The organism is Variovorax endophyticus, from assembly GCF_025376855.1.
Classification (GTDB): domain Bacteria; phylum Pseudomonadota; class Gammaproteobacteria; order Burkholderiales; family Burkholderiaceae_C; genus Variovorax.
In genome coordinates, this window is sequence record NZ_JAHUTH010000014.1 from 95,392 (window position 1) to 119,464 (window position 24,073).

A 24,073-nucleotide genomic window follows, 5' to 3' on the forward strand; every position below is an offset into this window, starting at 1 on the left:
CGACACGGCATCGGCGGGCATGCCGTCAGCACCACGCCCCGAAGTACTGCTCAGCAACGGCCCTTCTTCGCTTGTCCCGGCGGGCAGTGATACGGTCCGTGTTCATGATGGCGATGAGCGTCCCGATCGCGACGGCGCTCGTGTCTTTCATGGTGCTCGTGCCTCTCGCGCCACCCTTCACGCCGTCGCCAGTTCCCTTCGCTCCAGCGCCATCCTCCACGATCCTCGACCCAACGACCCGGCGCGTAGTCGTAACCTGCGCGGGCCTTCACCCACCGACCTGGGCGCCAGGCGTAGTCTTGACCATTCCATGCCCATCGTCCCGGTACCCAGACAAAGCCGCCTCGCGGTGCAGGTGGCGCTTCATAGCGCGGAGCCGGCGGCGCCATGATGACCAGACCGGGTACGTTGATGTTGACGGCAACCTGTGCGGTTGCAGGCGGGCAGATGCCGAAGAAGGACAGGGCGCCTGCCAGGGCAAGTGCATTGAGATGGAGTTTCATGGGCTCAGCGTTCCTTGTTAGTGGGGCTTCGTTTCAACGCGAGCCGCATGCCGATCTTCGCCCCGCGGCAGGGCGATGTGCAAGCTGACAAGGTTGTTCGTTGATTCTCGTAGAACGCGGGGCACCTGCGGGCGCTCGCGCCCTCGCCCAATCCCGGGTCGGTGGATGAAACAGGATAGCGCGGCCGCAAGGGATGAAGCGGTCAGCTGCAATCGCGTTGTGTACCGGGCAGGAGAATGCACAAGCCGTGGTCAAGAACTGGGCCTGGGGGCGCTAGCCCGAGGCGTTGGGCCGCATGCGAGCGCAACATGCTCGCCATTCTCTCGGAGGTCAAACAGATGTTGGCCCAGCAGGGCAGCTCGCCAGGCACTCCGGTGCAAAAAAGGCCGCAGAACCGGTCCGGTCATCTGGTGTTCCCTGCGGCGGTCGAACGGTGCTGGTGGTGGTGGACGCGGGGCGCCGGGGATCCTTGCATCAGGGCTCTCTGATGGCGACGAAGCGCAGGTTCAGTGCGCCGACGGGCTACATGTGGCGCTGCCGCCTGGCGAGTCGCGACTGGTGTGCTGGCTCGTGCAGGAGCAGGAACTCTAAAGCTCGCGGCAATCGCTTGATCCGGGGCAACGAAGAGGCGAGATGCTCGGCTTGGTGGCAGCAGTGAACGTGACACACCAAATCGCTCAAGTCTTGCCAATCGGTAGCATGACCGTCGGCGCATACGTCAAGAGCATCTAACTAGAGCTACGAGTTCACACCCGTGCTCATGCGGTGGTCGAAACATCGAACGAGGGCTGCTTTCACGCCCTTGCCGAGAGATCGCATGGCAGAGGCGGGGGCCTGTGGCCGTGCAGTTGCTGTTTTGCCAGATTTCGCGATGGGCAGCGGCCCTGGGCCCAGTTGCTCTGCTATGCCCGGCGCCGCCAAGATGCTCGGTCGGCACTTGGCCCGTGACTGGTATGGCGTCGCGATGCGCCAGTCCGCACAATGATTGGATGGCAGCACTCATGGATGGGTTCGGCGAAACGCCGATTGCCGATTGTGAGCACCGACCTTCGACTGCTGGAGGCATGCAGCCTTCGCGTCAACGGTCTTGAGCCGAGCTCAGTTCATCCGCGTCAACGGAGCAAGGGGAGTAGCCGTATGCGGTGTGCTCCACGATGAACCTGGGAAGCAGGAATCGCCGAATATCGTGAGGGAGACCAGGCCTCGTTGTTTCCGCAATGGACTTTCCGTTCACGCTCAACGTCGGGTGTGGTTGCCGTGCGCCTAAGCGGAGAAGCCCGCGCAGGTGCATACCACCAGCGTTGACCCGTTTTACCGCGTTGAATGGCGCTGAAGCGCTCGCCTCCAGCAGCCTCGATCTCCAGGCCACCTCGCTGGATGCGCCATCAGCGTAGTACGAGTACCGGCACGGTCGTCTGAGTCAAGACGTGTTGAGTTTCGCTGCCGAGCAGCAGGCGCTGCAAACCCCTGCGCCCGTGCGACGCCATGACGATCAAGTCGCTGCGGTGCTTGCGCGCGGTAGCGATGATGGATTCCGCGACCAGATCGGAACTCATCGCGACTGTCTTGGCGACCACGCCTTTGTCGCTTGCTTGACTGGCGATGGAATCCAGCATTCCCTGCGCTTTTTCTGCCCACTGCTTCTCGATCCTGCCAATCTCTTCCGCCGAGAAAGTGGCTGCGCCCTCAAGAAAGCTTTGCGGATAGCGGGGGATGACATGCAGTACGACGAGATCGGCATTGCCTTGTGCCGCCATCTCAACGGCGCGTGACACGGCTTTCTTCGATAAGGGAGAGCCGTCGGTCGCGACAAGTATGCGTTGAAACACGATAGATGCGAAAGGGAGAGTTGCACTCGAGCCTAGGGGGCACTTCTCGCACACGGCTTGATCCAGATCAACTCGCACGTATTGCAGAGCCTCTAGTCTTGAATGATGCAAGCCAGCATCGCCTCTCTGCCCTTCAACTCCGAGGTCTTGATCAAGACCTCTCAGGCATGGGAGGCGCTCGACGATCAGCAGGAATGGACCGAATTCAGCGACAGGGTTGCGATCGATCCGAAGGACGATCGCTGGACCTCACAAGTCATGGTCGGCGGCATGCGTTGCACCGCGTGTGGATTCAGCGTCGAAGCCGTGCTTCGTGCACTACCGGGTGTGCTCGAAGCCCAGGTCAATCCGGCCAGCCGAAGAGCGCGCATCGTATGGGTGTCTACCGTTACCAAACCTTCTGTTTGGTTCGAGGCTTGCGCCGCGGCCGGCTATCCATTGCTGCCAGCAAGCCCAACATCGGTACACGGTGAGAATGCGCGTGAACTGCGCACCGCCCTTTGGCGGTGGCTGGTATCGGGCTTGTGCATGATGCAAGTCATGATGTATGCCTACCCGGCATACATCGCGAGGCCCGGCGAGATGTCATCGGACGCGCTGGAACTGCTGCGCTGGGCATCCTGGGTTCTCACGCTACCCGTGATGCTTTTCTGCTGCGGCCCGTTTTTTCGCAATGCCTGGCGCGACCTGCGAGCGGGACGAATCAGCATGGAGCTCCCAGTTGCCTTTGGCGTGGCAATCACATTCGTCGTCAGCACGGCCGCGACTTTTGACCCGAATGGCTCCTGGGGCCAGGAAGTCTATTTCGATTCGCTGACGATGTTTGTCTTCTTCCTTCTCACAGGCCGCTGGCTCGAGGCGAAGCTCAAGACGCGGACTGCCGGCGCGCTCGACGCGCTGTTGCACCGATTGCCGGACAGCGTTGAACGCTTAAGCGGCGATGAGCGATGGCAGCGTGTGTCACCTCGACAGCTTGTGGTAGGCGATATCGTGCGAGTGTGGCCTGGCGAAGCTTTTCCGGCCGATGGCCTGCTGGTCGACGGCGACACCAGCGCAGATGAGGCGTTGCTTTCCGGCGAGTCGCGTCCGGTTCCACGCGGGCGCGGAGACTGCGTGCTTGCGGGCAGTCATAACATTTCTGCGCCAGTGAAAATGCGTGTGGAGCGTGTGGGAGCGGAAACGCGCTTTGCAAACATCGTGCGGCTTATGGAACGTGCGGCGCTTGAGAAGCCGCGGCTCGTCCGCTTGGCCGATCGATTCGCATATCCGTTTTTGTGGGGGGTACTGGTATCAGCCGCTGTCGCTGCCGCGTTGTGGTGGTCCGATGGTCCAGGTAAGGCATTGATGGTGGCTGTATCCGTGTTGGTCGTCACCTGTCCGTGCGCATTGTCCCTTGCCACGCCCGCGGCCATGTTGGCAAGCGCGGGTGCCTTGGCGCGTGCTGGAGTACTGACGGCCAACCTGCAATCCTTGGAGACGTTGGCGAGCATAGACACTGTCGTTTTCGACAAGACCGGCACACTGACCACCGACACGCCTCAGCTGGAGCGTGTGTACTGTCGCCGAGGGCTTCTCCCTGGCGACGCACTGGAGATTGGCGCGGCCCTGGGTAGCCTTTCTCTGCATCCCGCCGCTAGGGCGTTGGTAAATGCATGGTCAGCTCAGTTCCGAAATCCACCGCAGTGGGAGCTGTCCGGAACGCTCGAGATGGCGGGGCAGGGTGTGCAAGCCAGTCGTCGGCGCGCGAACTCAAAGTTTTCTCCAAATCCCGAGATCAAGACACGGCTCGGATCGGCGACGTTTTGCACCGTGCAGCCGCTGCAGATCGATGGAATGCAGATCCATTTGACTGATGACCAAGGGTGGATGGCAAGCTTCGTTCTGTCCGAGAACCTGCGCGCTGATGCAGCGCAAGCCGTCGTTGCCTTGAAGCGCCAGGGCATTTCGGTACGCATGCTGTCGGGAGATCAGGACGCTTCCGCGCGAAGGGCGGCAGCGCGTGCGGGTATCGCAGCGGTGCAAGGTGAATGTACGCCGGAAGAAAAGCTCAATGTCCTCTGGCGTCTACAGGCCGAGGGCAGGCGCGTGGCCATGATCGGTGACGGCTTGAACGACGGACCGAGCCTCGCTCGAGCCGATGCGTCGTTCGCGTTTGGTGAGTCGGTTCCGATGTCGCGTGCAAAAGCCGACTTCGTCGTCCTGGGCGATGAGCTGATCAAGATCCCTGACGCGATGGCACAAGCGCGACGCACGCTGCAAGTGATCAGGCAGAACCTGGCCTGGGCGGCAGGGTACAACGCTATTTGCGTTCCCGTCGCGATCGTGGGTTGGCTCCCGGCGTGGCTTGCAGGACTTGGCATGGCAGCAAGCTCCCTTGCAGTGCTGCTGAACGCCTCAAGACTCGCACTAGCGCGTCAAGCGAAGGCCTGATGGAAATTCTTTTCCTCCTCATCCCGCTGTCGGTCGTTCTGGTGCTCGCGATTCTCGGTGGGCTATGGTGGGCGATCGAGCGTGGCCAGTTTGACGATGTCGACGCAGAGGGTGAACGCATCCTGCACGTCGATTGATTTGGATCAAGCCTCGAAGGCGGCCCCGCGCGGAAACTGCCCGCAACTCAATCAAGGGCACGATGATGCAAGCACCGACAACACCCGCCGTGGAATACGACGACACAGTCGTGCGGCAATTTGCGCTGATGTCCGTGGTGTGGGGAGTGATCGGCATGCTAGTGGGCGTGGTCATTGCCTCACAGCTGACATGGCCCGAACTCAATCTTGGCGTTCCATGGCTCAGCTACGGGCGCTTGCGACCACTGCACACCAACGCAGTCATCTTCGCGTTCGGTGGCTGCGCGCTGATGGCCACAAGCTTCCACGTGGTCCAGCGCACCTGCCAGGTGCGGCTCTTCGCACCCAAGCTCGCTTCCTTCGTTTTCTGGGGCTGGCAGGCGGTGATCGTGGCTGCCGCCATCAGCCTCCCGATGGGGTATACCAGCGGCAAGGAATACGCAGAGCTGGAGTGGCCTATCGACCTGTTGATCGCAGTGGTCTGGGTGGCCTATGCCGTCGTGTTCTTCGGCACTGTCGGAACGCGCAAGGTGCGCCACATCTACGTGGCGAACTGGTTCTTCGGCTCCTTCATCATCGCGGTGGCGCTGCTGCATATCGTCAACAGCGCCGAGATCCCGGCGGGCTGGATGAAGAGCTACTCAGCCTATGCCGGCGTGCAGGACGCCATGGTGCAATGGTGGTACGGCCACAATGCCGTCGGCTTCTTCCTCACAGCCGGCTTCCTGGGGATGATGTACTACTACATCCCCAAGCAGGTTGGCCGGCCGGTGTATTCGTACCGGCTGTCCATCGTCCACTTCTGGGCGCTGATCTTCACCTACATGTGGGCGGGTCCGCACCACCTGCACTACACCGCGCTGCCCGACTGGACCCAGTCGCTCGGCATGGTGTTCTCTTTGATCCTGCTGGCGCCGAGCTGGGGCGGCATGATCAACGGAGTGATGACGCTCTCGGGCGCCTGGCACAAGTTGCGCACCGACCCGATCCTGCGCTTCCTCATCGTGGCGCTGTCGTTCTACGGCATGTCGACTTTCGAGGGGCCGATGATGTCCATCAAGACCGTCAACGCCCTGAGCCACTACACCGACTGGACCGTCGGCCATGTGCACTCCGGCGCGCTCGGCTGGGTGGGCTTCATCACCATGGGCTCGCTCTACTACCTGATCCCACGCATGTACGGCCGTACCGCCATGTACAGCACGAAGGCCATCGAGGCGCATTTCTGGATCGCCACCGTCGGCATCGTGCTGTACATCGCGGCGATGTGGATCGCCGGCGTGATGCAGGGCCTGATGTGGCGCTCCATCAACCCCGACGGCACGCTCACCTACACCTTCGTGGAGAGCGTGAAGGCCACCTTCCCGTTCTACCTGGTGCGCGTGATCGGCGGCGTTCTCTACCTCAGCGGGATGCTGCTGATGGCCTGGAACGTCTGGATGACCGTCATCTCCGGCCTTGCGGTGCGCGCCGAGATCCCGCCCCCCGCCATGGCCCATGCCTGAGGACGCACGATGAACCAGAAAACCTCCGGCTCGAGTTCCAGCTCCAGCGGCTTCACGCACGAGAAGATCGAGACCAACAACCTGCTGATGATCGTGCTGATCCTCGTCGTGGTGGCCGTGGGCGGCCTCGTAGAGATCGTGCCGCTGTTCTTCCAGAAGTCGACCACCGAAGCGGTGCAGGGCGTCAAGCCACTCACGCCGCTGCAGCTCGCCGGGCGCGACGTCTACCTGCGGGAGGGTTGCTACAACTGCCACTCGCAGATGATCCGCCCCTTCCGCTCGGAGACGCTGCGCTACGGCCACTACTCGGTGGCGGGTGAGTTCGTCTACGACCACCCGTTCCAGTGGGGCAGCAAGCGCACCGGGCCTGACCTGCACCGCGTGGGTGGCAAGTACAGCGACGAGTGGCACCGCATCCACCTGAACAACCCGCGCGACGTCGTGCCCGAGTCGAACATGCCGGCCTACAGCTGGCTGGAGAAGACGCTTGTCGACGCCGAATCGCTGCCGGCCCACATGCGTGCGCTGCGCCGCGTTGGCGTGCCCTACACCGACGCGGAGATCGCCAAGGCTTCGGAAGAGGTCACGGGCAAGACCGAGATGGAGGCCACGGTGGCCTACCTGCAATCTCTGGGCCTGGCTCTCAAGTAAGCAACAAGAGACTGCAACCATGACCGACCTCACCACATTGCGCATAGCCGCCACCGTCGTCTGTTTTGCGCTTTTCATCGGCATCGTGATCTGGGCGTACTCGCGTCGCAACGCGCGCGGCTTCCAGGATGCTGCACGACTGCCCTTCGAGCAGGACTGAGGAGCGCACGACCATGAGCGATTTCATCAGCCATTTCTGGTCCGACTACGTGGCCGTGATCTCGTTGCTGAGCATCCTCGGCTGCGTGCTGCTGCTGTGGTTCACCGCCCGCAAGCGGGTCGCGGCCAGCGCCGACAACACCACGGGCCACGTCTGGGACGAAGACCTTCGCGAGGCCAACAATCCGCTGCCCATGTGGTGGATCGGTCTGTTCGTGCTGACCATCGTCTTCGGGCTCGGCTACCTGGCGGTCTTTCCGGGACTGGGAAGCTTTCACGGCAAATCCGACTGGAGTTCGCGCGGACAGTACGACGCGGAGATTGCCAAGGCGAAGCAGGAACTTGCCCCCGTCTATGCAAAGTACGCCGCCATGCCCGTCGAGGAGATCGCCAGGGACACACAGGCCAAAGCCATCGGCGAGCGGCTCTTCATGAACAACTGCGCGCAGTGCCACGGCTCCGACGCACGCGGCAGCAAGGGCTTTCCGAACCTGACCGACAAGGACTGGCTGCATGGCGGCACGCCCGAGAAGATCGTCGAGAGCATCACCAAGGGCCGCGTCGGCGTGATGCCGCCGATGGCCGCAGCCGTCGGCACCACAGACGACGTGAAGAACGTCGCGAACTACGTGCTGAGCCTGGCAGGCGAACCGCATGATTCGGTGCGTGCCGGCCTCGGAAAGTCGAAGTTCACGGCCTGTGCGGCCTGCCACGGCATCGGTGGCGTTGGCAATCAGGTCTTGGGCGCCCCCAATCTCAGCGACAAGGTGTGGCTTCACGGCTACGGCGAGTCCGCGATCATCCAGATGATCAACACGGGCAAGCAAAACGAGATGCCAGCGCAGGAAGGTCGCCTCACGGAAGCGCAGATCCGGATGCTCGCCTCGTACGTCTGGGGCCTGTCCAACAACACGTCCACGGCCACCCCTTGAGATCCGAGAACGGCGCAATGCCATGACCCGGAAGATCATTCCCATCGTCAGCGCTGGCAGCGAGGAGGTCGGGCTCTACGAGGCCACGAAGAAGATCTACCCCCGCAGCGTGCGCGGCATGTTTGCGCGCTGGCGATGGGCCATGGTCTTTCTCACCCAGCTGCTGTTCTACGGCCTGACGTGGGTGGAGTGGGGTGGGCGGCAGATGCTGCTGTTCGACTTGGCCGCGCGTCGCTTCTACATCTTCGGGCTAGTGCTGTACCCGCAGGACCTGATCTATCTCTCGGGCCTGCTGGTCATCAGCGCGCTGTCGCTCTTCCTGTTTACTGCGGTGGCCGGGCGGCTGTGGTGCGGCTACGTCTGCCCGCAGACGGTCTACACCGAGATCTTCATGTGGGTCGAGCACAAGATCGAGGGCAACCGCACCGCACGCATGCGGCTGGACGCCGAACCGATGTCGCTCGAGAAGCTGGTGAAGAAGTGGTTCAAGCACATCGTCTGGATCGGCATCGCGCTGTGGACCGGTTTTACCTTCGTGGGTTACTTCACGCCGATCCGCGAACTGGGCATGGCCTTCCTGCAGACGCAGATGGGCTCATGGGAGGAGTTCTGGGTCTTCTTCTACGGCTTCGCCACCTATGGCAATGCCGGCTTCATGCGCGAGCAGGTCTGCAAGTACATGTGCCCCTATGCGCGCTTCCAGAGCGCCATGTTCGACCGCGACACGCTCATCGTCACCTACGACCCCGGACGCGGCGAGCCGCGCGCGCCTCGCCGCAAGGGCCACGACCCGCGCACGCTGGCGCTGGGCGACTGCATCGACTGCGGCCTGTGCGTGCAGGTGTGCCCGACCGGCATCGATATCCGCCAGGGCCTGCAGTACGAATGCATCGGCTGCGGACTTTGCGTGGATGCCTGCGACACCGTCATGCAGAAGATGGCCTACCCGCCACGGCTGATCCGCTACGACACGCAGAACGGCATGGAGGCCGGCTGGTCGCGTCGGCAATTGTTGCGGCGTGTGCTCCGGCCACGCGTGCTGGTCTACACGACGATCCTGGCGGCACTTGTGATCGGACTGCTGGCCAGCCTTGTCGTGCGTACGCCATTCAAGGTCGACGTGGTGCGCGACCGCGCCTCGCTGGCCCGCATTGCCGAGGGCGGGCGGCTCGAGAACGTCTACCGGCTCCAGATCATGAACGCCACCGAGAAGCCGCGGCACTACCGCATCGCCGCCGACGGGCTGGATGGCCTCGGCGTCTCGCCCGACGAGCCGGTGACGGTCAATGCGGCCGAGTCGCGCTGGGTTGCGGTGCGGTTGCAGGTCCCCTACGGCACTGTGCCCGCCGGTTCGCACACGGTGCATTTCCGCATTCGCGACGAGGACAGTGGAACGCAGGTTTCGGAAAAGGCGGCCTTCCTGGTGCCGCGCTGAAAGGTCGACATGAAAGCAGCAACCGCAACGACAACAACGACGGCACTCGCGATGAACGAAGAAGCCGCAGGCGCCTGGTGGCGCTATCCGCTGCTCTGGATGGTGATCGGCGGGCCGCTGGCCGTGGTGGTCGCGAGCTTTGTCACCTTCTGGCTGGCCTGGCGCAGCCCGGACGCGCTGGTGTCGGAGGACTACTATCGCGAGGGCATCGAGATCAACAAGACCCTGGCCGAGAAGAAAATGCTGCCCGCGCTGGCCGGCCGCAACCATGCGATGACGCCGGCGGACGACCTGCCGGCACCCTCGCCACGAAAGACCGCACCATGAACGGACTGCGCCAGTTCGCCGGCATCCTGTGGCCGTCCTTCCTGGTGGCCTGCGGCATGGAAGTGCTCGTGTTCGCGCTCGTCGATCCGATCAATGCGTTTTGTGGCGCCGACGCGTTGCACATGTCGCGCCAGGGCATCTACACGGCGGCTTTCTTCGTCTTCTGGCTGATGGCCGCGGCCTCGAGCGCCTGTACGGCACTGCTCGCCAGGCCTTCCGTCGCGGACCTTTCCGACGCCCCTCCTTTGCGGACACCCACGCGATGACTCACGCCGCTCTCGCTCCTGCGCCCATGCGGGTCCCGCTTCCCGTCGAGCTGTTGCGGCAGTTCGACGTCCCCGGGCCGCGCTACACCTCCTATCCCACCGCCGACCGCTTCGTCGAGGCATTCGGCGCCGACGACTACGCACGGGCACTGTGCCGCCGGCGTGAGACGGGGGTGGATGCGCCATCGCTGTCGCTGTATGTCCATATCCCGTTCTGCGAGTCGCTTTGCTACTACTGCGCCTGCAACAAGATCGTCACCCGCCACCGCGAGCGCGGCCGGCACTACCTAGCCTATCTGAGGCGCGAGGTGGAGCTCCAGGCGGCGCAGTTGGGGCGCGGCGCCACCGTTGGGCATCTGCATCTCGGCGGCGGTTCTCCGACCTTCCTCGACGACTCCGAACTCGGCGAACTCATGGCGATGCTGCATCGCTCTTTTGCCTTCGTGCCTGGCGGGGAGCGCTCCATAGAGGTCGATCCGCGCACGGTCGATGCGCAGCGCCTCGCGAACCTGGCAGCACTGGGCTTCAACCGCCTGAGCTTCGGCGTGCAGGACTTCGACCCCGCCGTACAGCAGGCCGTGCATCGCATCCAGCCGGCGCAGCAGGTCTTTGCGCTGATGGATGCGGCGCGCGCGCTCGGCTTCGAATCCATCAACGTGGACCTGATCTATGGCCTGCCGCGGCAGAACGACGCTTCCTTCGAGCGCACGCTGGCGCAGCTGCTGGAGCTGCGGCCCGACCGGGTCGCGCTCTACGCTTATGCGCACCTGCCCGAGCGCTTCAAGCCGCAGCGTCGCATCGCGGCCGAAGAACTGCCCGATGCCGCCGCGCGGGTGCGCATGCTAGCGAGCGCAATCGCGCGGCTCACCGAGGCGGGTTATGTCTACATCGGCATGGACCATTTCGCACTGCCCGACGACCCTCTCGCGATCGCCAAGAGGCAGGGGCGTCTGCAGCGCGACTTCCAGGGCTATGGAACCCGGCCTGAGGGCGACCTGATCGCACTTGGAGTCTCGGGTATCGGCCGTGTCGGCTCGACCTACAGCCAGAACGCCAAGAGCCTCGACGAATACTGCGACCTGCTCGACCAGGGGCGTCTGCCCGTGGTGCGGGGCCTTGCGCTGTCGCGCGACGACCTGCTCCGGCGCGAGGTCATCATGGCGCTGATGTGCCGCGGCAGGCTCGACTTCAACGCCATGGGCGATGCGTTCGCCATCGACTTCCGGCGCTACTTCGCCGTCGAGTTCGCGGCGCTCGGGCCGCTGGTCGCCAACGGCCTGGTGCGGTTGAGCGACCACGACCTCGTCGTCACCGAGCAGGGTTGGTTCTTGGTGCGCGCGGTCGCCATGGTGTTCGACAGGTACTGCCGCGCGAACCGCGCGCGCTTTTCCCGCGTGGTCTGACCATGCAGCTCGCGCTCGCCGGTGCCGCGCTTCTCATGGGCCTTGCCGGCGGGCCGCATTGCGTTGCGATGTGCGGTGCCGCTTCATCGGCGGTGATCCGGATCTTGCCACTCGCGACGGTGGGGCAGCAGGGTGCGATGCCAGCACTCACGGCACCCGGCGCCTTCCATCTGGGACGTATCTCGAGCTACGCGGCGGCGGGTGCCATCGCTGCCGCCAGCGTCGACAGCCTGACGCTGGCCAGCACCCACGTTGCCGCGCTGCGGCCACTGTGGGTCCTGCTGCACGTGTTCGTGTTCACGTGGGGCGCGATGCTGGCCGTCACGGGGCGGCAGCCGCTATGGGCACAGCGCATCGGCCGCTCGCTCGAATCGCGCCTTCGACCCCATGCCGGCGGCACGTGGCTGGGCGTGCTCGCGACCGGGCTGCTGTGGGTTGCGCTGCCCTGCGGGCTGCTCTATTCGGCGCTGATGCTGGCGGGGCTGGGCAACGGGCCGTTGCAAGGTGCGACGCTGATGGCGCTGTTCGCGATAGGCAGCGGCGCTTCGCTGGTTGCCGGGCCATGGCTCTGGCAGCGTTGGCGTCTGGCCAGTTCCGGAGGGCGCCAGGCCTGGGGGGCGAGGGCGGCCGGCGTGCTGCTGGCCGCCGCGGCGGTGCATGCCCTGTGGTCGGATCTCATTCGCCAGATCGACGCCTGGTGCCGATGAACCGCGATGGCTCCTCCGGGGGAGCATCGGCGGCAAGGGTCTCCCTTCCTGCAGGCGTGATGCCGACCACGGTGGCTGCGTCCTGGCGCAGGCAGTCATCGAAGTCCGCGCGGGCGGGAGGAATCAGCGCCTCGACCTGGCCGGCGGCTTCGAGGATTCGCAGCCTGTCGATCATCGCGGGATCGGCCTCCGCGCAAGGCAGCTGCGCAGTGGCGAGTCTGCGGAGCAGGTTCATGCACATCGATCCATCTCCGAGAAGCTCAGTCCAGAGTGATCCACTTGATGAAAAGCTGGGACACGAGCCACAGAACGGCGATGCCGAGCACCGCGCACAGCACGATGAACAGCAGCAGATAGACAGACATCCGATTTCTCATGACGCGGCGATGCAGGCGCATCCAACGCTCAGCGCTCGTTGTGGGAGCAGGTGCTGACGCCGAAGAGGGTGTAGGCCGGGCAATTGCCCACCACGCCCGTCAGCAGCGGCACCACGCCGATGTAGCCCCAGAACCCGATGAGTCCCTTGGCTGCAAGCACGATCAGCAGCAAGCCCGCGCAGACGCGAAGCAGGCGGTCAAGGATTCCGACATTCTTCGACAGGAAAAGCATGTGACTTTCTCCTTTGAGCGGATGGAGAAGAATCTTGCTCGCCCGACCGAAGGCAGAGGTTGAGGGGGATCAAACCTCGGATCGAGTCAACCGATCAGTGTGCCCAGGCTCTCGAGCGCCACCTTCGGATCGGCGATGCCGTGGTAGATGGGTGGCACCTCGAGGTCTAGGCCCATGAGTCCGTAGACCCCATGCATTGCGCCGCGCACCGAGTATTCGACCGTGAAGACGACGTCCTCGGGGATCTCCACGTACTGGCCCAGCAGGGCGAAGTTCTTCGCTCCAGCCGGGATGACAGGTGGTCGGTCCGATGCGCTGCGGCATGCGAACTCGCTGGTGATGTAAGGCATCATCACGGGCACCACGGTCGTGGTACGTCGTACCTCCTCGAGGATGTCCTCGAAGCCAAGGTGATGCATCAGCTCCGTGAGAATTTCCTGGCCGCTGGCCTGGGCCATCGTCTTGTCGACGTGGTTGCCCTGGATGTCGACGAGCAGTCCATAGCCCCATAGCGTGTAGATGCCCTCGGGCTGGTCCTCGAAGTGCGGCGCGTGCGGCACCACGATCGACATCAGCCAGCTCGAATCCTTGAAGGTCATGAGCCCGCCGGTGCCGGGCGGATTGCCAGAGAACGCCTGGATGCGCCGGATCAGCAACGGGCTGCGCATCGTGAGCGTGAACGACTCCCACTTGCTCTCGTCCACGTTGCCGCAGAAGGTCTCCGGCCGGCCGAGGCCCGGCGCCTTGCGCGCCATGTTGCGCCACAGGGTCCAGGCCCCGTCGCTCTGGTTGCGCACCAGCTCGGGCGCCTGCTGGTCGGTGCCGTTGCGTGAGTCGGCGGTCATGGAGCCTATGGTGACGAAGGCACATTCTTCCGCGCCGATGCTGTACGTCAGTGGCCGGCCTTCCTTCACGCAGTGCAGGGTCTCGAGCCGCAGGCCGTCGGAGCTTCTGGCAAAGTCCGCATCTATCACGCATATGCCGTACTCGAACCGCACCCCGCGATCCAGCAGCCAGGTCACCATCGGACGCACGATGGAGTCGTACTGGTTGAACTCGGTACGCCGCACGCCGCCCAATGTGTGGATTCGCGGCAACTCCTGCAGGAAGCGCAGCATGTAGCGCTTCAGCTCGACCGCGCTGTGCCAGTTCTGGAACGCGAATGTCGTGCGCCACATGGCCCAGAAATGGGTGTCGAGGAAGTGCGTGGAAAAGCATTCCTCGATGCGCCTGGTGCCCAATGCGCGTTCCGGCGTGGCGAGCAGGCGCATCAGTTCCACGCGGTCCTGGAAGTTGAAGCCCAGGTCGCTGGCGTCGAGGATGCGGCGATCCCGGTTGATCAGACGGGCGTGTGCATCGGAGCGCCACAGCGCATTGAAGGCCTGGATCTCGTCGCGCACCGTGTGGCCCGTTGAACTGAGCGCAGGAATGCTCTGCAGTACGTTCCAGAGACAGCTATATGTCTCGTCGGTGAACATGCGCCCTCCGCGTGTCACATAGCCTTGAGCGGCATTGCCGGTGCCATCGAGCGCGCCGCCTGGTGTCGGCGCTTCTTCGAGAATTCGGATGCGCGATCCGGGCATTCCGGCGTCACGGATCAGCAGCACGGCAGCGGACAGGGCGCCGATGCCGCTGCCGACGATGCAGGCTTGTTGGAAAGATGTCATGGTGCAGTGCCCTTGGTAAGCGGGTGAATGAGGCCGAGCCACGCGGCGTCGGATGCGGATGTGCCATGACGGCATGAGCAGTGGTACGAGATCCGAGACTAGGCACGTACCACCGGCACGACCTTGCGCCGGATCAAGCCTCGGCACCACCGGAGTCAAGGCTCGCGGGTGGTTGATGCAGCGCAAGGCTGCACGCGACGAGGGGGCCTAAGGTCACCGCACCACATCCCGCCAACCCAAGGAGCCCTCATGCGTACCCCGAAATCCATCCTGCTTCACCTCGACGGTTCGGTCCGTACGGCGGAGCGCATCAAGCTGGCCCGCCAGCTCGCCGAGACTTTCGATGCCGAAGTGACCGCCCAGCCGTGCACCCTGTCCGCGCTCATGCGCTACCCCTATGCGATCGAGGCCGCGGCGGAAGCGGTCGCGATCATGCAGGAGATCGACAAGGACGCGCGCGACAAGATGCACGCCACCTTCATGACGCACAGCGAGGGCTCCCAGCGCCTGCATTGGGTCGAGCCGGAAAGCGACGGCCCATGGGGATTCGGGCGGCGAGCCCTCTATGCCGATCTGTTGATCCTCGGCCAGCGCGACCGCAACGACCCGATGGACGGCGAACTGCCCGGCGATTTCCTGCCCAGCGTGCTGGTGCAGAGCGGCCGGCCAGCACTGGTGCTGCCATATGCAGGCTCCATCGGACCCATCGGCCGCAACGTGCTGGTGGCCTGGAAGGAAACCCGCGAATCCGCGCGTGCCGTGACCGCCGCGCTGCCGTGGCTGCGCCAGGCGGCGCGTGTGCATGTCGTGGCCTACGGCGTGGGCGCGGAGACGTCACTGCAGAGCCTGCAGAACTACCTGCGGGCGCAGGGCGTCCAAAACATGGCCCTGCACCCCGCGGGGGACAACGACGACGATGTCGGCAACAAGCTGCTGTCCCTTGCCTCCGACCTGAGTTCCGACCTGCTGGTGATGGGCTGCTACGGCCACAGCAGGGCGCGCGAGTGGGTGATGGGTGGTGCCACGCTGTCCATGCTCCAGTGGATGACGCTGCCTGTGCTGATGTCGCACTGAGGCGCACCGTGCGCAACGACTTCCTCGGCGGCACCGGTACCGTCACCGGCTCGAAATACCTGCTGACGCACGAAGGCCGGCGGCTGCTGGTCGATTGCGGGCTCTTCCAGGGGTTGAAGCAACTGCGCCTGCGCAACTGGGACGTACTGCCGGTCGACCCCGCCGGCATCGATGCCGTGCTTCTGACGCATGCGCACATGGACCACAGCGGCTTCGTGCCGCGCCTGGTGCAGCTCGGCTTCAAGGGCAAGGTGTACTGCAGCGCGGCCACCCGCGAACTCTGCGAACTGCTGCTGCCCGACTCGGGCCGCCTGCAGGAAGAAGACGCCGACTTCGCCAACCGCCACGGGCATTCGAAGCACAAGCCGGCGTTGCCGCTGTATACCGAGCAGGACGCGCGCGCGGCCCTCAGGCGCTTCGACGTTGTCCCGTTCGGCCAGGAATGCTCCCCGTGGCCGGGTTGGTCCTGGCAGCTCCGCAGGGCAGGGCACATCCTCGGTGCCGGCAGCCTGCGAGTGGGCTGGGAAACATCGAGCATCCAGTTCTCGGGCGACCTGGGGCGCAGCGATGACCTGCTGATGCGTCCGCCCGCGGCCGTCGAGCCGGCGGACTACGTGGTGATGGAATCGACCTACGGTGACCGCACGCACCCCGCCATGGACACGCTGGCCGAGCTGGCAGGAGTGATCAACCGCACGGCCGCGCGCGGCGGCATCGTGGTGATCCCGGCCTTCGCGGTGGGGCGCGCGCAGACGCTGCTGCATTGCATCCAACTGCTCAAGCAGGCGCGCCGCATTCCCGACATGCCTGTCTACCTGAACAGCCCCATGGCAGCGGACGCCACGCGCATCTACCGCAAGCACATGGACGAGCACCGGCTGAGCGCCGAACAGTGCGCCGCGATGCAGGGACAGACCATCATCGTCAACACGATCGAGGAATCGCGGCGGCTGAACACGCTGGACTTTCCTTCGATCATCGTGTCGGCCAGCGGCATGGCGACGGGCGGGCGGGTGCTGCATCACCTGAAGGCCTACGCGCCCGATCCCAGGAACACGATCCTGTTCACCGGTTTCCAGGCTGCTGGTACGCGCGGGGCAGCCATGGTGGCCGGCGCCGACGCGGTCAAGATCCACGGCGCCTACGTGCCGGTGCGCGCCGAGGTCGCAAGCCTCGAGACCCTGTCTGCCCATGCCGACCGCGACGGCCTGATCGCCTGGCTCGATGCCCAGCGGGCACCACGCCGGGTGTTCGTGACCCATGGAGAGCCGGTGGCTGCCGATGCCCTGCGGCTGGCCATCGAGGAGCGTCATGGCTGGCCGTGCATCGTGCCCAAATACCGGGAGTCGCACGAACTCTAAAACCCGCCGTGTGCTGGCTTCGTCAGGGCACGAGCACCGCGGCGCCCTCGATGCGACCAGCGCGCAGGTCGGCCAGTGCTTCGTTGGCCTGGGCGAGCGGATAGGTCTTCGCGTGCACCTGCAGCGGATGCTCCCGTACGAAATCGAGAAACTCCTTCGCATCGGCACGCGTGAGGTTCGCCACCGAAACCAGACCCCGCTCTTCCCAGAGCAGCCGGTAGGGAAATGCGGGGATGTTGCTCATCTGGATGCCGCCGCACACCACGCGACCGCCCTTGCGCACGACGCGCAGCGCGGCCGGTACCAGTTCACCGGCGGGCGCGAAGATGATGGCCGCGTCCAGCGGCTGCGGCGGTCGCTCGTTTGAGCCGCCGGCCCACGCTGCGCCGAGGCTGCGCGCGAACGCCTGCGTCGTACGGTCCGCGGGCCGGGTGAATGCGAAAACCTCGCGGCCCTGGGCGATGGCGGCCTGTGTCACCAGGTGCGCCGCAGCGCCGAAACCGAAGATGCCCAGCCGACGCGCATCTTCACCGGCCGCCTTCAGACTGTGCCATCCGATCAGTCCGGCGCAGAGCAGGGGCGCGATGCGGACCGCATCGGCCTCGGGCATGTCCAGCGGAAGGCAGAACGCGGCCTCGGCGATCACGTGGCTCGCAAAACCGCCGTCGCGGTGGTAGCCGGTGAAGCGTGGCGCATCGCAAAGGTTCTCGTGGCCGCTCGTGCAGTAGGCGCAGCAGCCGCAACTGTGGCCCAGCCAGGGCACGCCCACGCGGTCGCCCAGGCGATGGCCCGTCCCCCCCGAGCCGATCGCCTCCACGACGCCCACGATCTCGTGGCCGGGCACGATCGGCAGCACAGGCAGCGGCAACTCACCGTCGACGATGTGCAGATCGGTGCGACAGACGGCACAGGCCAGCACGCGCAGACGCAATTCGCCGGGGCCGGGCTCCGGGATGTTGCGCCACTCCATCTCCAGCGGCAGCAGCGGGGCGCTCAGCATCATGGCGCGCATGGTCGGCACGACCACGGCGGAAGCCGCGAAGTCAGCGGGAGTCGGGGAGGTGGAGGTCGTGTGCATGGAAGGTCTCGCTGGACGACGGCTTCGGGCGTTGCCGCCTCAGGCCATGTACTTGCCGCCGTTGATCGGCAGCGTGATGCCGTTGACGAAGCCCGATTCGTCGGCGACGAGAAACACCACGCCGCGCGCGATTTCCGCCGGTGTGGCCAGGCGCCCGGCCGGGATGGTCGTCAGGATGCGCGCCATCACCTCCGGCGCGACCGCGGCCACCATGGCGGTGTCGGTGTATCCCGGGGCCACCACGTTGGCGGTGATGTTGTGCGAGGCGCCCTCGAGTGCGAGCGACTTGGTGAAGCCGACGAGGCCGGCCTTCGTTGCCGCGTAGTTGGCCTGGCCAGCCTGACCGGACTGGCCATTGACCGAACCCATGTTCACGATGCGGCCGAAGCGCCGCTCGCGCATGCCGCCGATCGCGGCACGGCACATGTTGAAGCAGCCGCCGAGGTTCACCTCCAGCACCTCGCGCCATTGCGCGATGCTCATCTTGTGGAGCATCGCATCGCGCGTGATGCCGGCGTTGTTGACCAGCACGTCGATGGGGCCGAGTTCGGCCTCCACGCGCGCGACGCCGGCCTGGCAGGCATCGAAATCTGCGACGTTCCAGCCGAAGGTGGGGATGCCGGTGCGGGCGGCGAAGGCCTGTGCGGCCTCGCTGTGGCTGGCGAAGTTAGCCGCCACGCGGTAGCCCGCGGCCTGCAGCGCCTCGGCCGTGGCTGCGCCGATGCCGCAGGTGCCGCCGGTGACGAGCGCGACGCGCATGCTCAGGCGTCCACGAGCAGGTCGTTCACCACCACCGAGACGCCGGGCGTGGCCCATGCGGCGCCTTGCACCGCGTCGCGCTCGGTCCAGGAATGAACCGTGCCACGCAGCGTGACCTGCGAGCCGTCGACCGTGATGGAGAGTTTGTTGGCTTCGCGCTCGGCCTGGCGCGAGAGCGCCTCGTGGATCTTCTTCTCGACGTCAGCAGGCGTCACCTTGGGCTTGACCTTCACGAGGTTCGACACGCCGGTGACGCCCATCAGGTTGCGCACGGCGATCTCGGCGGCGCTGCGCTGGTATTCCCACTCGACCTCGCCGGTGAGTGTCAGCCAGCCTTTTTCCGCCATGGGGCGGATCTTGCCGTCGGGCACGAGCACGTTCCACTCGAGCGCGCGCTCGGCCGCCAGAGCGATGTCGGCATCGGTGCGCTGGTTGTCGAAGGGCAGCTTGACCGTCAGCTCCACCGCCAGTGCCTTGACGCCATGCACGCGTTGCACCGCGCGCTCGATGGCGTACTTCTCGGCGTAGTGTGCGAGATGGCCGGTGAGGGTGACCACGCCGTCCTTGACGATCACGCCGATGTCGGAGGACTTGACGTCCGGTGCCCAGGCCAGTTCGGCCTGGATGTCGTCGCGCAGTTGGGTATCGGTCTTCATGGGAGTTCCTTGCAGTGGATGGACGAAGGGGCGGTCGGCGCGCGGGATGGGCGGTAACCGTGGGATCCACTGTAGGAAGCGGGCGCCGGGCCCGTATTGCGCTGGATCAAGGAGCGCGCGGCACGTCCGGGCGCCGGGCTCAGGCGATGGCGTCGAGCAGCAGGGCCTGGAGCACGAAGCGCCGGTTGTCGGCCAGAGGGGTCTGGTCTCCGAGCAGTTCGGCGAGCCGGTCGGCAGGATGGGCTTTCATGGCGGCTCCGTTGAATACAGGTATGCCGGCGTGCTGGCCGATGCGCTGCACAAGCGCGGCGTCGAGGCCCTGGCATTCCACGGCGTCATAGAGGCGGCCGAGCATGCGGGCGGTGTCCTGTACTTCCTGCGGCGCGCTCGCGAGCGAAAGACCTGGACGCATGACGGCCACGTGTGCACCCAGTTCCTCGGCCGCGTTGCGGAACAGCGCCTGCGATTCGTCGGGTGCGGCGTCACACAGCAGCCCCAGGTTCTTGCCGCGCAGCAGCCGGGGAACACTCCCGTCCAGCGCCGAGCGCTGGAGCAGCCGGGCGCGACACAGCAGGCTCGTCACCTCCAGGGGAGAGAGCGATGACGGCACGGCCTCGAGGGCGCAGGTCTGCTGGGAGAAGGGCATGGCAATGGTCATATGTGACCTTGCGAGGCTAAGTGCGCCGGAGGCCCCGGACTTGATGCAGGTCAAGGAGCAGGGGCATGCAAATGTGATCTGCTGCACGCCGCGCGCCGCTGATACACGCCGGACACATTCCATTCACCGAGCGTTACCCATCGATTCCGGCCGTTGTCATTGCGTTGCCGATGGCTTCCTAGCATCCATCCATCGACACGCGACCGACCACCAAGGAGTGCCAGATGCTCAACACCGCCACCCCCTCGATGACCGCTGCAGTCCCGCCCGGCCCGGCTCCGTTCGGCATCGGCCGGGAGTGCATGGGACAAAGCACCGCCGACACGCTGAAGCTCCTCGGCGAGCACCTCAAGCCGCAGCGCCGCGTCGTGCACACGGGCGACACGATCTACCAGGCGGGCGAGCGCTTCGGCAACCTCTACATCCTGAACTCGGGCTTCTTCAAGATCATGAATCTTTCGGCCGACGGGCGCGAGCAGGTGGTGGGCCTCAAGTTCCGTGGCGACTGGCTCGGTTTCGACGGCATCGCCAGCGGACGCTATGCGTGCGACGCAGTGGCCATGGACACCGGAGAGATCTGGGTCGTGTCATACGAGGCACTGCTGGTCGCCTGCGCGGCGAATCCCGCCTTGCTGCAGGTGCTGCACGCCGCCATGAGCCGCGAGATCGCACACGACCGGGATTCGCTGATGTCCGTCTGCACGCTGCCGGCCGATGCCCGTGTGGCCGACTTCCTGCGCTACTGGGCCGAGACGCTGGCCGAGCGCGGCATGCGCACAGACGAGATCACCCTGCGCATGACGCGTGCGGAGATCGGCAACTACCTGGGAATGACGCTCGAGAGCGTGAGCCGTGCGCTTTCGCGGCTGGCACGAGACAACGTCATCGGCTTCACCACGAAAGGACGCCGCGACGTGCAGATTCCCGATGTGGGCGCGCTGTCGGCTTTCGTCCAGCGCTGCCTGGCACCGGCGCCTGCGATGCTCCAGTAAGAGAGCGCCGTGCCTGCGCGCTCAGGCGCGGCCGGCCAGCACCTTCGCCATGGCCCGCGCGAGTTCGGAGCGCGCATAGGGTTTGCGCAACAGTTCCCAGCTCTGCGGCACTTCGCGGTCCGCATCGAGAAGTTCCGACGAGAAGCCCGACATCAACAGCACTGCCATGCGCGGAAAGCGTTGTTGCACCTCGGAGGCAAGCCGTGTGCCGCGCATGCCGGCGCCCAAGGCGATATCGCTCAGCAGCAGATCCAGGGGCCCGACGCCCGCATCCAGCGCGGACAACGCCTGCTCGGCCGTGGCAGCGGTGAAGACCTCGCAGCCCAGCGTGGTCAGGAAGGTGTGCACGACTTTGCGGACCTCTGCATCATCCTCGACCAGCATTACGCGCAAGCCGGGCGGAATTGTCTCGTCAGCGCGTTCATCCTCATCGGTGGCCGCGGCCGCGGCGTCTTCCAGCTGCGGCAGGTAGAGCGTCACGGTAGTGCCCTGTCCGACCCTGCTGTCGATCGAGACTGCGCCCCGGGACTGGTTGACGAAGCCGTACACGGTGCTCAGGCCCAGGCCGGTGCCACGGCCGACTTCCTTTGTCGTGAAGAAGGGCTCGAAGGCATGTTCTTTCACCTCCTCGGACATGCCGGTGCCACTGTCGGCGATGGATATCGCGACGAAGCACGCGGTGGCATCGTTGCCCGGATCGTTGCGCTGGCTGCGCAGTGCCGGCGGCAACGCACTGCACAGTTCGGTGCGAAAGCGAAGCATGCCGCCATCGGGCATGGCGTCGCGCGCATTGATCGCGATGTTGAGCAGCGCCGATTCCAGCTGGCCCGGGTCCGCCATCACGGGCGGACAGCCGGGCACGGTGTCGATCTCTATGCGAATGCGCTGGTCCAGCGTGCGACGCAGCATGTCCGCCAGCGAGTGCAGCAGCGCTTGCGTGTCGACGGCGATCGGCTGCAGCACCTGCCGGCGGGAAAACGCAAGCAGCTTGCCGGTGAGCTCCGCGCCGCGCCGCGAAGCGCGGGCGGCGGCGCTCAGCAGCTGTTGAGCATGGCTGTTCTGCTCCAGGGCGGGGAGCTCCTCCAGGACCTGGAGGTTGCCCTGGATGACGGTCAGCAGATTATTGAAGTCGTGCGCGATGCCGCCCGTGAGCTGGCCGACGCTTTCGAGCCGCTGCGCATGGTTGAGCGCCTCCTCGGTCTGCATACGCTGCAGGCTGGTGGCAAGCAGGTTGGAGAGCGATTCGAGGAAGCGCACCTCCTCGTCCCCGAAGCGCTTGGACTCCTTCGAGCGCACCGACAGCATGCCGATCACGCGCCCCCGATCCGACAGCGGCACGGCGAGCGCGCTGACGAGGCCGGCGTCAAGGTAGGCCTGGGGCACGGAGAAACGGTTTTCCTTGCCGTAGTCCGGCACCACGACCGGCCGGCCCTGGGAGAACACGAAGCCCGGCGGGGTGTCGGGGCGGTTGGCGATGCGTGCGCCTATCTCCTCGCCGTCGACCAGGCCGACGCCGCTGGCCACGCGGAACTCCAGGCGGTTGCTGTCGAGCAGCCACACCACTGCGACTTCGACCTGCAAGGCCGTGGTGATGATTCCCGGCACATGCTGGAGCACCACCTGCAGGTCGCGCGTATCCACCGCCAGGCGCCCGAGCTGGGCCAGGTGTTCGCTGTAGCGGGCGCGTTGCAGCGCCTGCTTAACCCGCGGGTAGGCGCCGATGTCCCTGATGGCCGCCACGACGAACGGCAATCCATGGTTCTGCAGCGGGCTGAGCGCAATCTCGACCATGACCTCGCTGCCATCCTTGCGCTTGGCCACCAGCTCCATGTGCGTGCCCATCGGGCGGGGACGGGGAGCGCGGCTATAGGCCTCGCGGTAGGAAGCATGGCGCGGGCGGATGCTGTCGGGCACCAGCACGTCGACGTTCAGGCCTGCGAGCTCGTCTTCTGCATAGCCAAGCAGTGCTGCCGCCGAAGGGTTGGCGAGCATGATGGAGCCGAACTGGTCCACCACCAGGAGCGAATCCGGATAGGCGACGAAGAGCGAACGGAACACGCTGCCTTCGTCGAAGTCCGAGAGCGAGCCGGGGACGACCGCATCGGGCAGGAAGGGCGGGTTGTCCGCAGCGTCAGCCATGGGAAACTGGTAGCACCAGGATGTAGCCCGCGCCTCGCACCGACTTGATGAGTTGCGGGTCGTCCGCATCCGCCTCGATCTTCTTGCGCAGCCGGCCGACCTGCACGTCGATCGTGCGGTCGAATGGGGCAGCCTCGCGCCCGCGTGTCTGCTCGAGCAGGAAGTCGCGCGACAGCACGCGGCCGGGATGGCGGGCAAACGCCTGCAGCAGGTCGAACTCGCCACCGGTCAGGGCCACTTCCTCGCCCCGCGGATTCCTGAGGTTGCGCGCGGCGGTGTCGAGCTGCCAGCCGGCAAAGCGCAGCTTGTCGGGAGACGCCAAAACGCCGGCGGCGAATGCGGGTGTTTCCGGGGTCAAACGCCGCAGTACGGCCTTCACCCGCGCCACCAGTTCTCGCAGGTCGAAGGGCTTGGTCACGTAGTCGTCGGCGCCCACCTCGAGGCCCACCACCTTGTCCACCGCATCGCCCCGGCCGGTGACGATGACGAGGCCGCAACGCCAGCTGTCCCGCAGGCGGCGTGCAATGGAGAAGCCGTCTTCGCCGGGCAGGCCGAGATCGAGCAGCACGAGGTCTGCGGGGTCGGTATCCATCAGCGTGATGAGGCTGCGGCCGTTGTGGATCTGGGTGACGCGGAAGCCGTGGCTCTGCAGGTAGTTGGCCAGCAGCAGCGTGATGTCAGCCTCGTCGTCGAGGACTGCGATATGTGGGGCGGGTTTCATGTGCTGGCAAGGAAATTGAGCACGAATCTCTTGAACATTCTTTCTCAAGATGAGCGTAGCACGCAAGCGACGCCG

The 24,073-nt window shown here is 65.3% G+C and carries 25 protein-coding genes; 14 read left to right on the forward strand and 11 right to left on the reverse strand.

Annotation, left to right across the window (positions count from 1 at the left end):
* Nucleotides 1-50: 50 nt before the first annotated feature.
* Together KV106_RS19410 and KV106_RS19415 are read right to left on the reverse strand one after the other, a co-directional pair.
* Nucleotides 51-503 (reverse strand): YXWGXW repeat-containing protein, encoded by a 453-nt coding sequence (locus KV106_RS19410; RefSeq protein WP_261211792.1) that lies wholly within the window; start codon nucleotides 501-503, stop codon nucleotides 51-53.
* A 1,385-nt stretch (nucleotides 504-1,888) separates the two neighbouring features.
* Nucleotides 1,889-2,332 (reverse strand): universal stress protein, encoded by a 444-nt coding sequence (locus tag KV106_RS19415; protein ID WP_261211793.1) that lies wholly within the window; start codon nucleotides 2,330-2,332, stop codon nucleotides 1,889-1,891.
* 105 nt (nucleotides 2,333-2,437) lie between these two features.
* Here KV106_RS19415 and KV106_RS19420 point away from each other — a divergent pair, with 105 nt between their 5' ends.
* The 11 genes from KV106_RS19420 (at nucleotide 2,438) to KV106_RS19470 (ending at nucleotide 12,284) form a co-directional block, all read left to right on the forward strand.
* Complete coding sequence (locus KV106_RS19420) at nucleotides 2,438-4,762, forward strand: heavy metal translocating P-type ATPase (RefSeq protein WP_261211794.1); 2,325 nt, start codon at nucleotides 2,438-2,440, stop codon at nucleotides 4,760-4,762.
* Nucleotides 4,762-4,899 (forward strand): cbb3-type cytochrome oxidase assembly protein CcoS, encoded by a 138-nt coding sequence (gene ccoS / locus KV106_RS19425; RefSeq protein ID WP_203208236.1) that lies wholly within the window; start codon nucleotides 4,762-4,764, stop codon nucleotides 4,897-4,899. Before KV106_RS19420 ends, ccoS begins: the two co-directional genes overlap by 1 nt.
* Nucleotides 4,900-4,964: 65 nt before the next feature.
* The gene (gene ccoN / locus KV106_RS19430) at nucleotides 4,965-6,404 is read left to right on the forward strand and encodes a cytochrome-c oxidase, cbb3-type subunit I (protein ID WP_261211911.1); all 1,440 of its coding nucleotides are present in this window, start codon (nucleotides 4,965-4,967) and stop codon (nucleotides 6,402-6,404) included.
* Between the two features lie 9 nt (nucleotides 6,405-6,413).
* Entirely contained in the window at nucleotides 6,414-7,055 is a 642-nt protein-coding gene (ccoO, locus tag KV106_RS19435) for a cytochrome-c oxidase, cbb3-type subunit II (protein ID WP_261211797.1), read from the forward strand.
* Between the two features lie 19 nt (nucleotides 7,056-7,074).
* Nucleotides 7,075-7,215, forward strand: coding sequence for a cbb3-type cytochrome oxidase subunit 3 (locus KV106_RS19440; protein ID WP_261211798.1), 141 nt, complete (start codon nucleotides 7,075-7,077; stop codon nucleotides 7,213-7,215).
* Between the two features lie 13 nt (nucleotides 7,216-7,228).
* Nucleotides 7,229-8,146 (forward strand): cytochrome-c oxidase, cbb3-type subunit III, encoded by a 918-nt coding sequence (gene ccoP, locus KV106_RS19445; protein ID WP_261211799.1) that lies wholly within the window; start codon nucleotides 7,229-7,231, stop codon nucleotides 8,144-8,146.
* Between the two features lie 22 nt (nucleotides 8,147-8,168).
* Nucleotides 8,169-9,581: a cytochrome c oxidase accessory protein CcoG gene (gene ccoG, locus KV106_RS19450; protein ID WP_261211806.1), complete on the forward strand. Its 1,413-nt coding sequence runs from the start codon at nucleotides 8,169-8,171 to the stop codon at nucleotides 9,579-9,581.
* Nucleotides 9,582-9,632: 51 nt separating this feature from the next.
* Nucleotides 9,633-9,908 carry a FixH family protein gene (locus KV106_RS19455; protein WP_057590530.1) on the forward strand — a complete coding sequence of 92 codons (276 nt, stop codon included), beginning with the start codon at nucleotides 9,633-9,635 and terminating at the stop codon, nucleotides 9,906-9,908.
* Nucleotides 9,905-10,174, forward strand: coding sequence for a hypothetical protein (locus KV106_RS19460; protein WP_057590528.1), 270 nt, complete (start codon nucleotides 9,905-9,907; stop codon nucleotides 10,172-10,174). Before KV106_RS19455 ends, KV106_RS19460 begins: the two co-directional genes overlap by 4 nt.
* Nucleotides 10,175-10,200: 26 nt before the next feature.
* Complete coding sequence (gene hemN / locus KV106_RS19465) at nucleotides 10,201-11,577, forward strand: oxygen-independent coproporphyrinogen III oxidase (protein ID WP_261211807.1); 1,377 nt, start codon at nucleotides 10,201-10,203, stop codon at nucleotides 11,575-11,577.
* A gap of 2 nt (nucleotides 11,578-11,579) precedes the next feature.
* Nucleotides 11,580-12,284, forward strand: coding sequence for a sulfite exporter TauE/SafE family protein (locus tag KV106_RS19470; protein ID WP_261211808.1), 705 nt, complete (start codon nucleotides 11,580-11,582; stop codon nucleotides 12,282-12,284).
* Here the strand turns inward: KV106_RS19470 and KV106_RS19475 are convergent.
* The 3 genes from KV106_RS19475 to KV106_RS19485 form a co-directional block, all read right to left on the reverse strand.
* The gene (locus KV106_RS19475; protein WP_057598072.1) at nucleotides 12,253-12,519 is read right to left on the reverse strand and encodes a hypothetical protein; all 267 of its coding nucleotides are present in this window, start codon (nucleotides 12,517-12,519) and stop codon (nucleotides 12,253-12,255) included. The two genes, KV106_RS19470 and KV106_RS19475, sit on opposite strands and share 32 nt — an antisense overlap.
* A 170-nt stretch (nucleotides 12,520-12,689) precedes the next feature.
* The gene (locus tag KV106_RS19480; RefSeq protein WP_409976539.1) at nucleotides 12,690-12,893 is read right to left on the reverse strand and encodes a YgaP family membrane protein; all 204 of its coding nucleotides are present in this window, start codon (nucleotides 12,891-12,893) and stop codon (nucleotides 12,690-12,692) included.
* A gap of 86 nt (nucleotides 12,894-12,979) precedes the next feature.
* Nucleotides 12,980-14,560 carry an oleate hydratase gene (locus tag KV106_RS19485; protein WP_261211809.1) on the reverse strand — a complete coding sequence of 527 codons (1,581 nt, stop codon included), beginning with the start codon at nucleotides 14,558-14,560 and terminating at the stop codon, nucleotides 12,980-12,982.
* 249 nt (nucleotides 14,561-14,809) lie between these two features.
* Between KV106_RS19485 and KV106_RS19490 the strand changes: the two genes are divergently transcribed.
* Entirely contained in the window at nucleotides 14,810-15,634 is an 825-nt protein-coding gene (locus KV106_RS19490) for a universal stress protein (protein WP_261211810.1), read from the forward strand.
* Between the two features lie 8 nt (nucleotides 15,635-15,642).
* Nucleotides 15,643-16,995, forward strand: a complete 1,353-nt coding sequence (locus KV106_RS19495) for an MBL fold metallo-hydrolase RNA specificity domain-containing protein (RefSeq protein WP_261211811.1) — start codon at nucleotides 15,643-15,645, stop codon at nucleotides 16,993-16,995.
* A gap of 22 nt (nucleotides 16,996-17,017) precedes the next feature.
* On the opposite strand, the gene KV106_RS19500 is transcribed toward KV106_RS19495, so the two are convergent.
* The 4 genes from KV106_RS19500 to KV106_RS19515 form a co-directional block, all read right to left on the reverse strand.
* Nucleotides 17,018-18,007 (reverse strand): zinc-dependent alcohol dehydrogenase family protein, encoded by a 990-nt coding sequence (locus KV106_RS19500; protein ID WP_261211913.1) that lies wholly within the window; start codon nucleotides 18,005-18,007, stop codon nucleotides 17,018-17,020.
* 105 nt (nucleotides 18,008-18,112) lie between these two features.
* A complete protein-coding gene (gene phbB / locus KV106_RS19505) occupies nucleotides 18,113-18,832 on the reverse strand; it encodes an acetoacetyl-CoA reductase (RefSeq protein WP_057590518.1) in 720 nt (239 codons plus the stop codon).
* Between the two features lie 2 nt (nucleotides 18,833-18,834).
* Complete coding sequence (locus KV106_RS19510; protein WP_261211813.1) at nucleotides 18,835-19,488, reverse strand: BON domain-containing protein; 654 nt, start codon at nucleotides 19,486-19,488, stop codon at nucleotides 18,835-18,837.
* Between the two features lie 139 nt (nucleotides 19,489-19,627).
* On the reverse strand, nucleotides 19,628-20,134 hold the full coding sequence (locus KV106_RS19515) for a Rossmann-fold NAD(P)-binding domain-containing protein (RefSeq protein ID WP_057590516.1): 507 nt from the start codon (nucleotides 20,132-20,134) through the stop codon (nucleotides 19,628-19,630).
* A 236-nt stretch (nucleotides 20,135-20,370) separates the two neighbouring features.
* Between KV106_RS19515 and KV106_RS19520 the strand changes: the two genes are divergently transcribed.
* Nucleotides 20,371-21,138 carry a Crp/Fnr family transcriptional regulator gene (locus KV106_RS19520; protein WP_261211814.1) on the forward strand — a complete coding sequence of 256 codons (768 nt, stop codon included), beginning with the start codon at nucleotides 20,371-20,373 and terminating at the stop codon, nucleotides 21,136-21,138.
* A gap of 21 nt (nucleotides 21,139-21,159) precedes the next feature.
* Here KV106_RS19520 and KV106_RS19525 read toward each other — a convergent pair whose 3' ends face one another.
* Together KV106_RS19525 and KV106_RS19530 are read right to left on the reverse strand one after the other, a co-directional pair.
* Nucleotides 21,160-23,277: a PAS domain S-box protein gene (locus tag KV106_RS19525; protein WP_261211815.1), complete on the reverse strand. Its 2,118-nt coding sequence runs from the start codon at nucleotides 23,275-23,277 to the stop codon at nucleotides 21,160-21,162.
* Nucleotides 23,270-23,998 (reverse strand): winged helix-turn-helix domain-containing protein, encoded by a 729-nt coding sequence (locus KV106_RS19530; protein WP_057590513.1) that lies wholly within the window; start codon nucleotides 23,996-23,998, stop codon nucleotides 23,270-23,272. Before KV106_RS19530 ends, KV106_RS19525 begins: the two co-directional genes overlap by 8 nt.
* Between the last annotated feature and the right edge of the window lie 75 nt (nucleotides 23,999-24,073).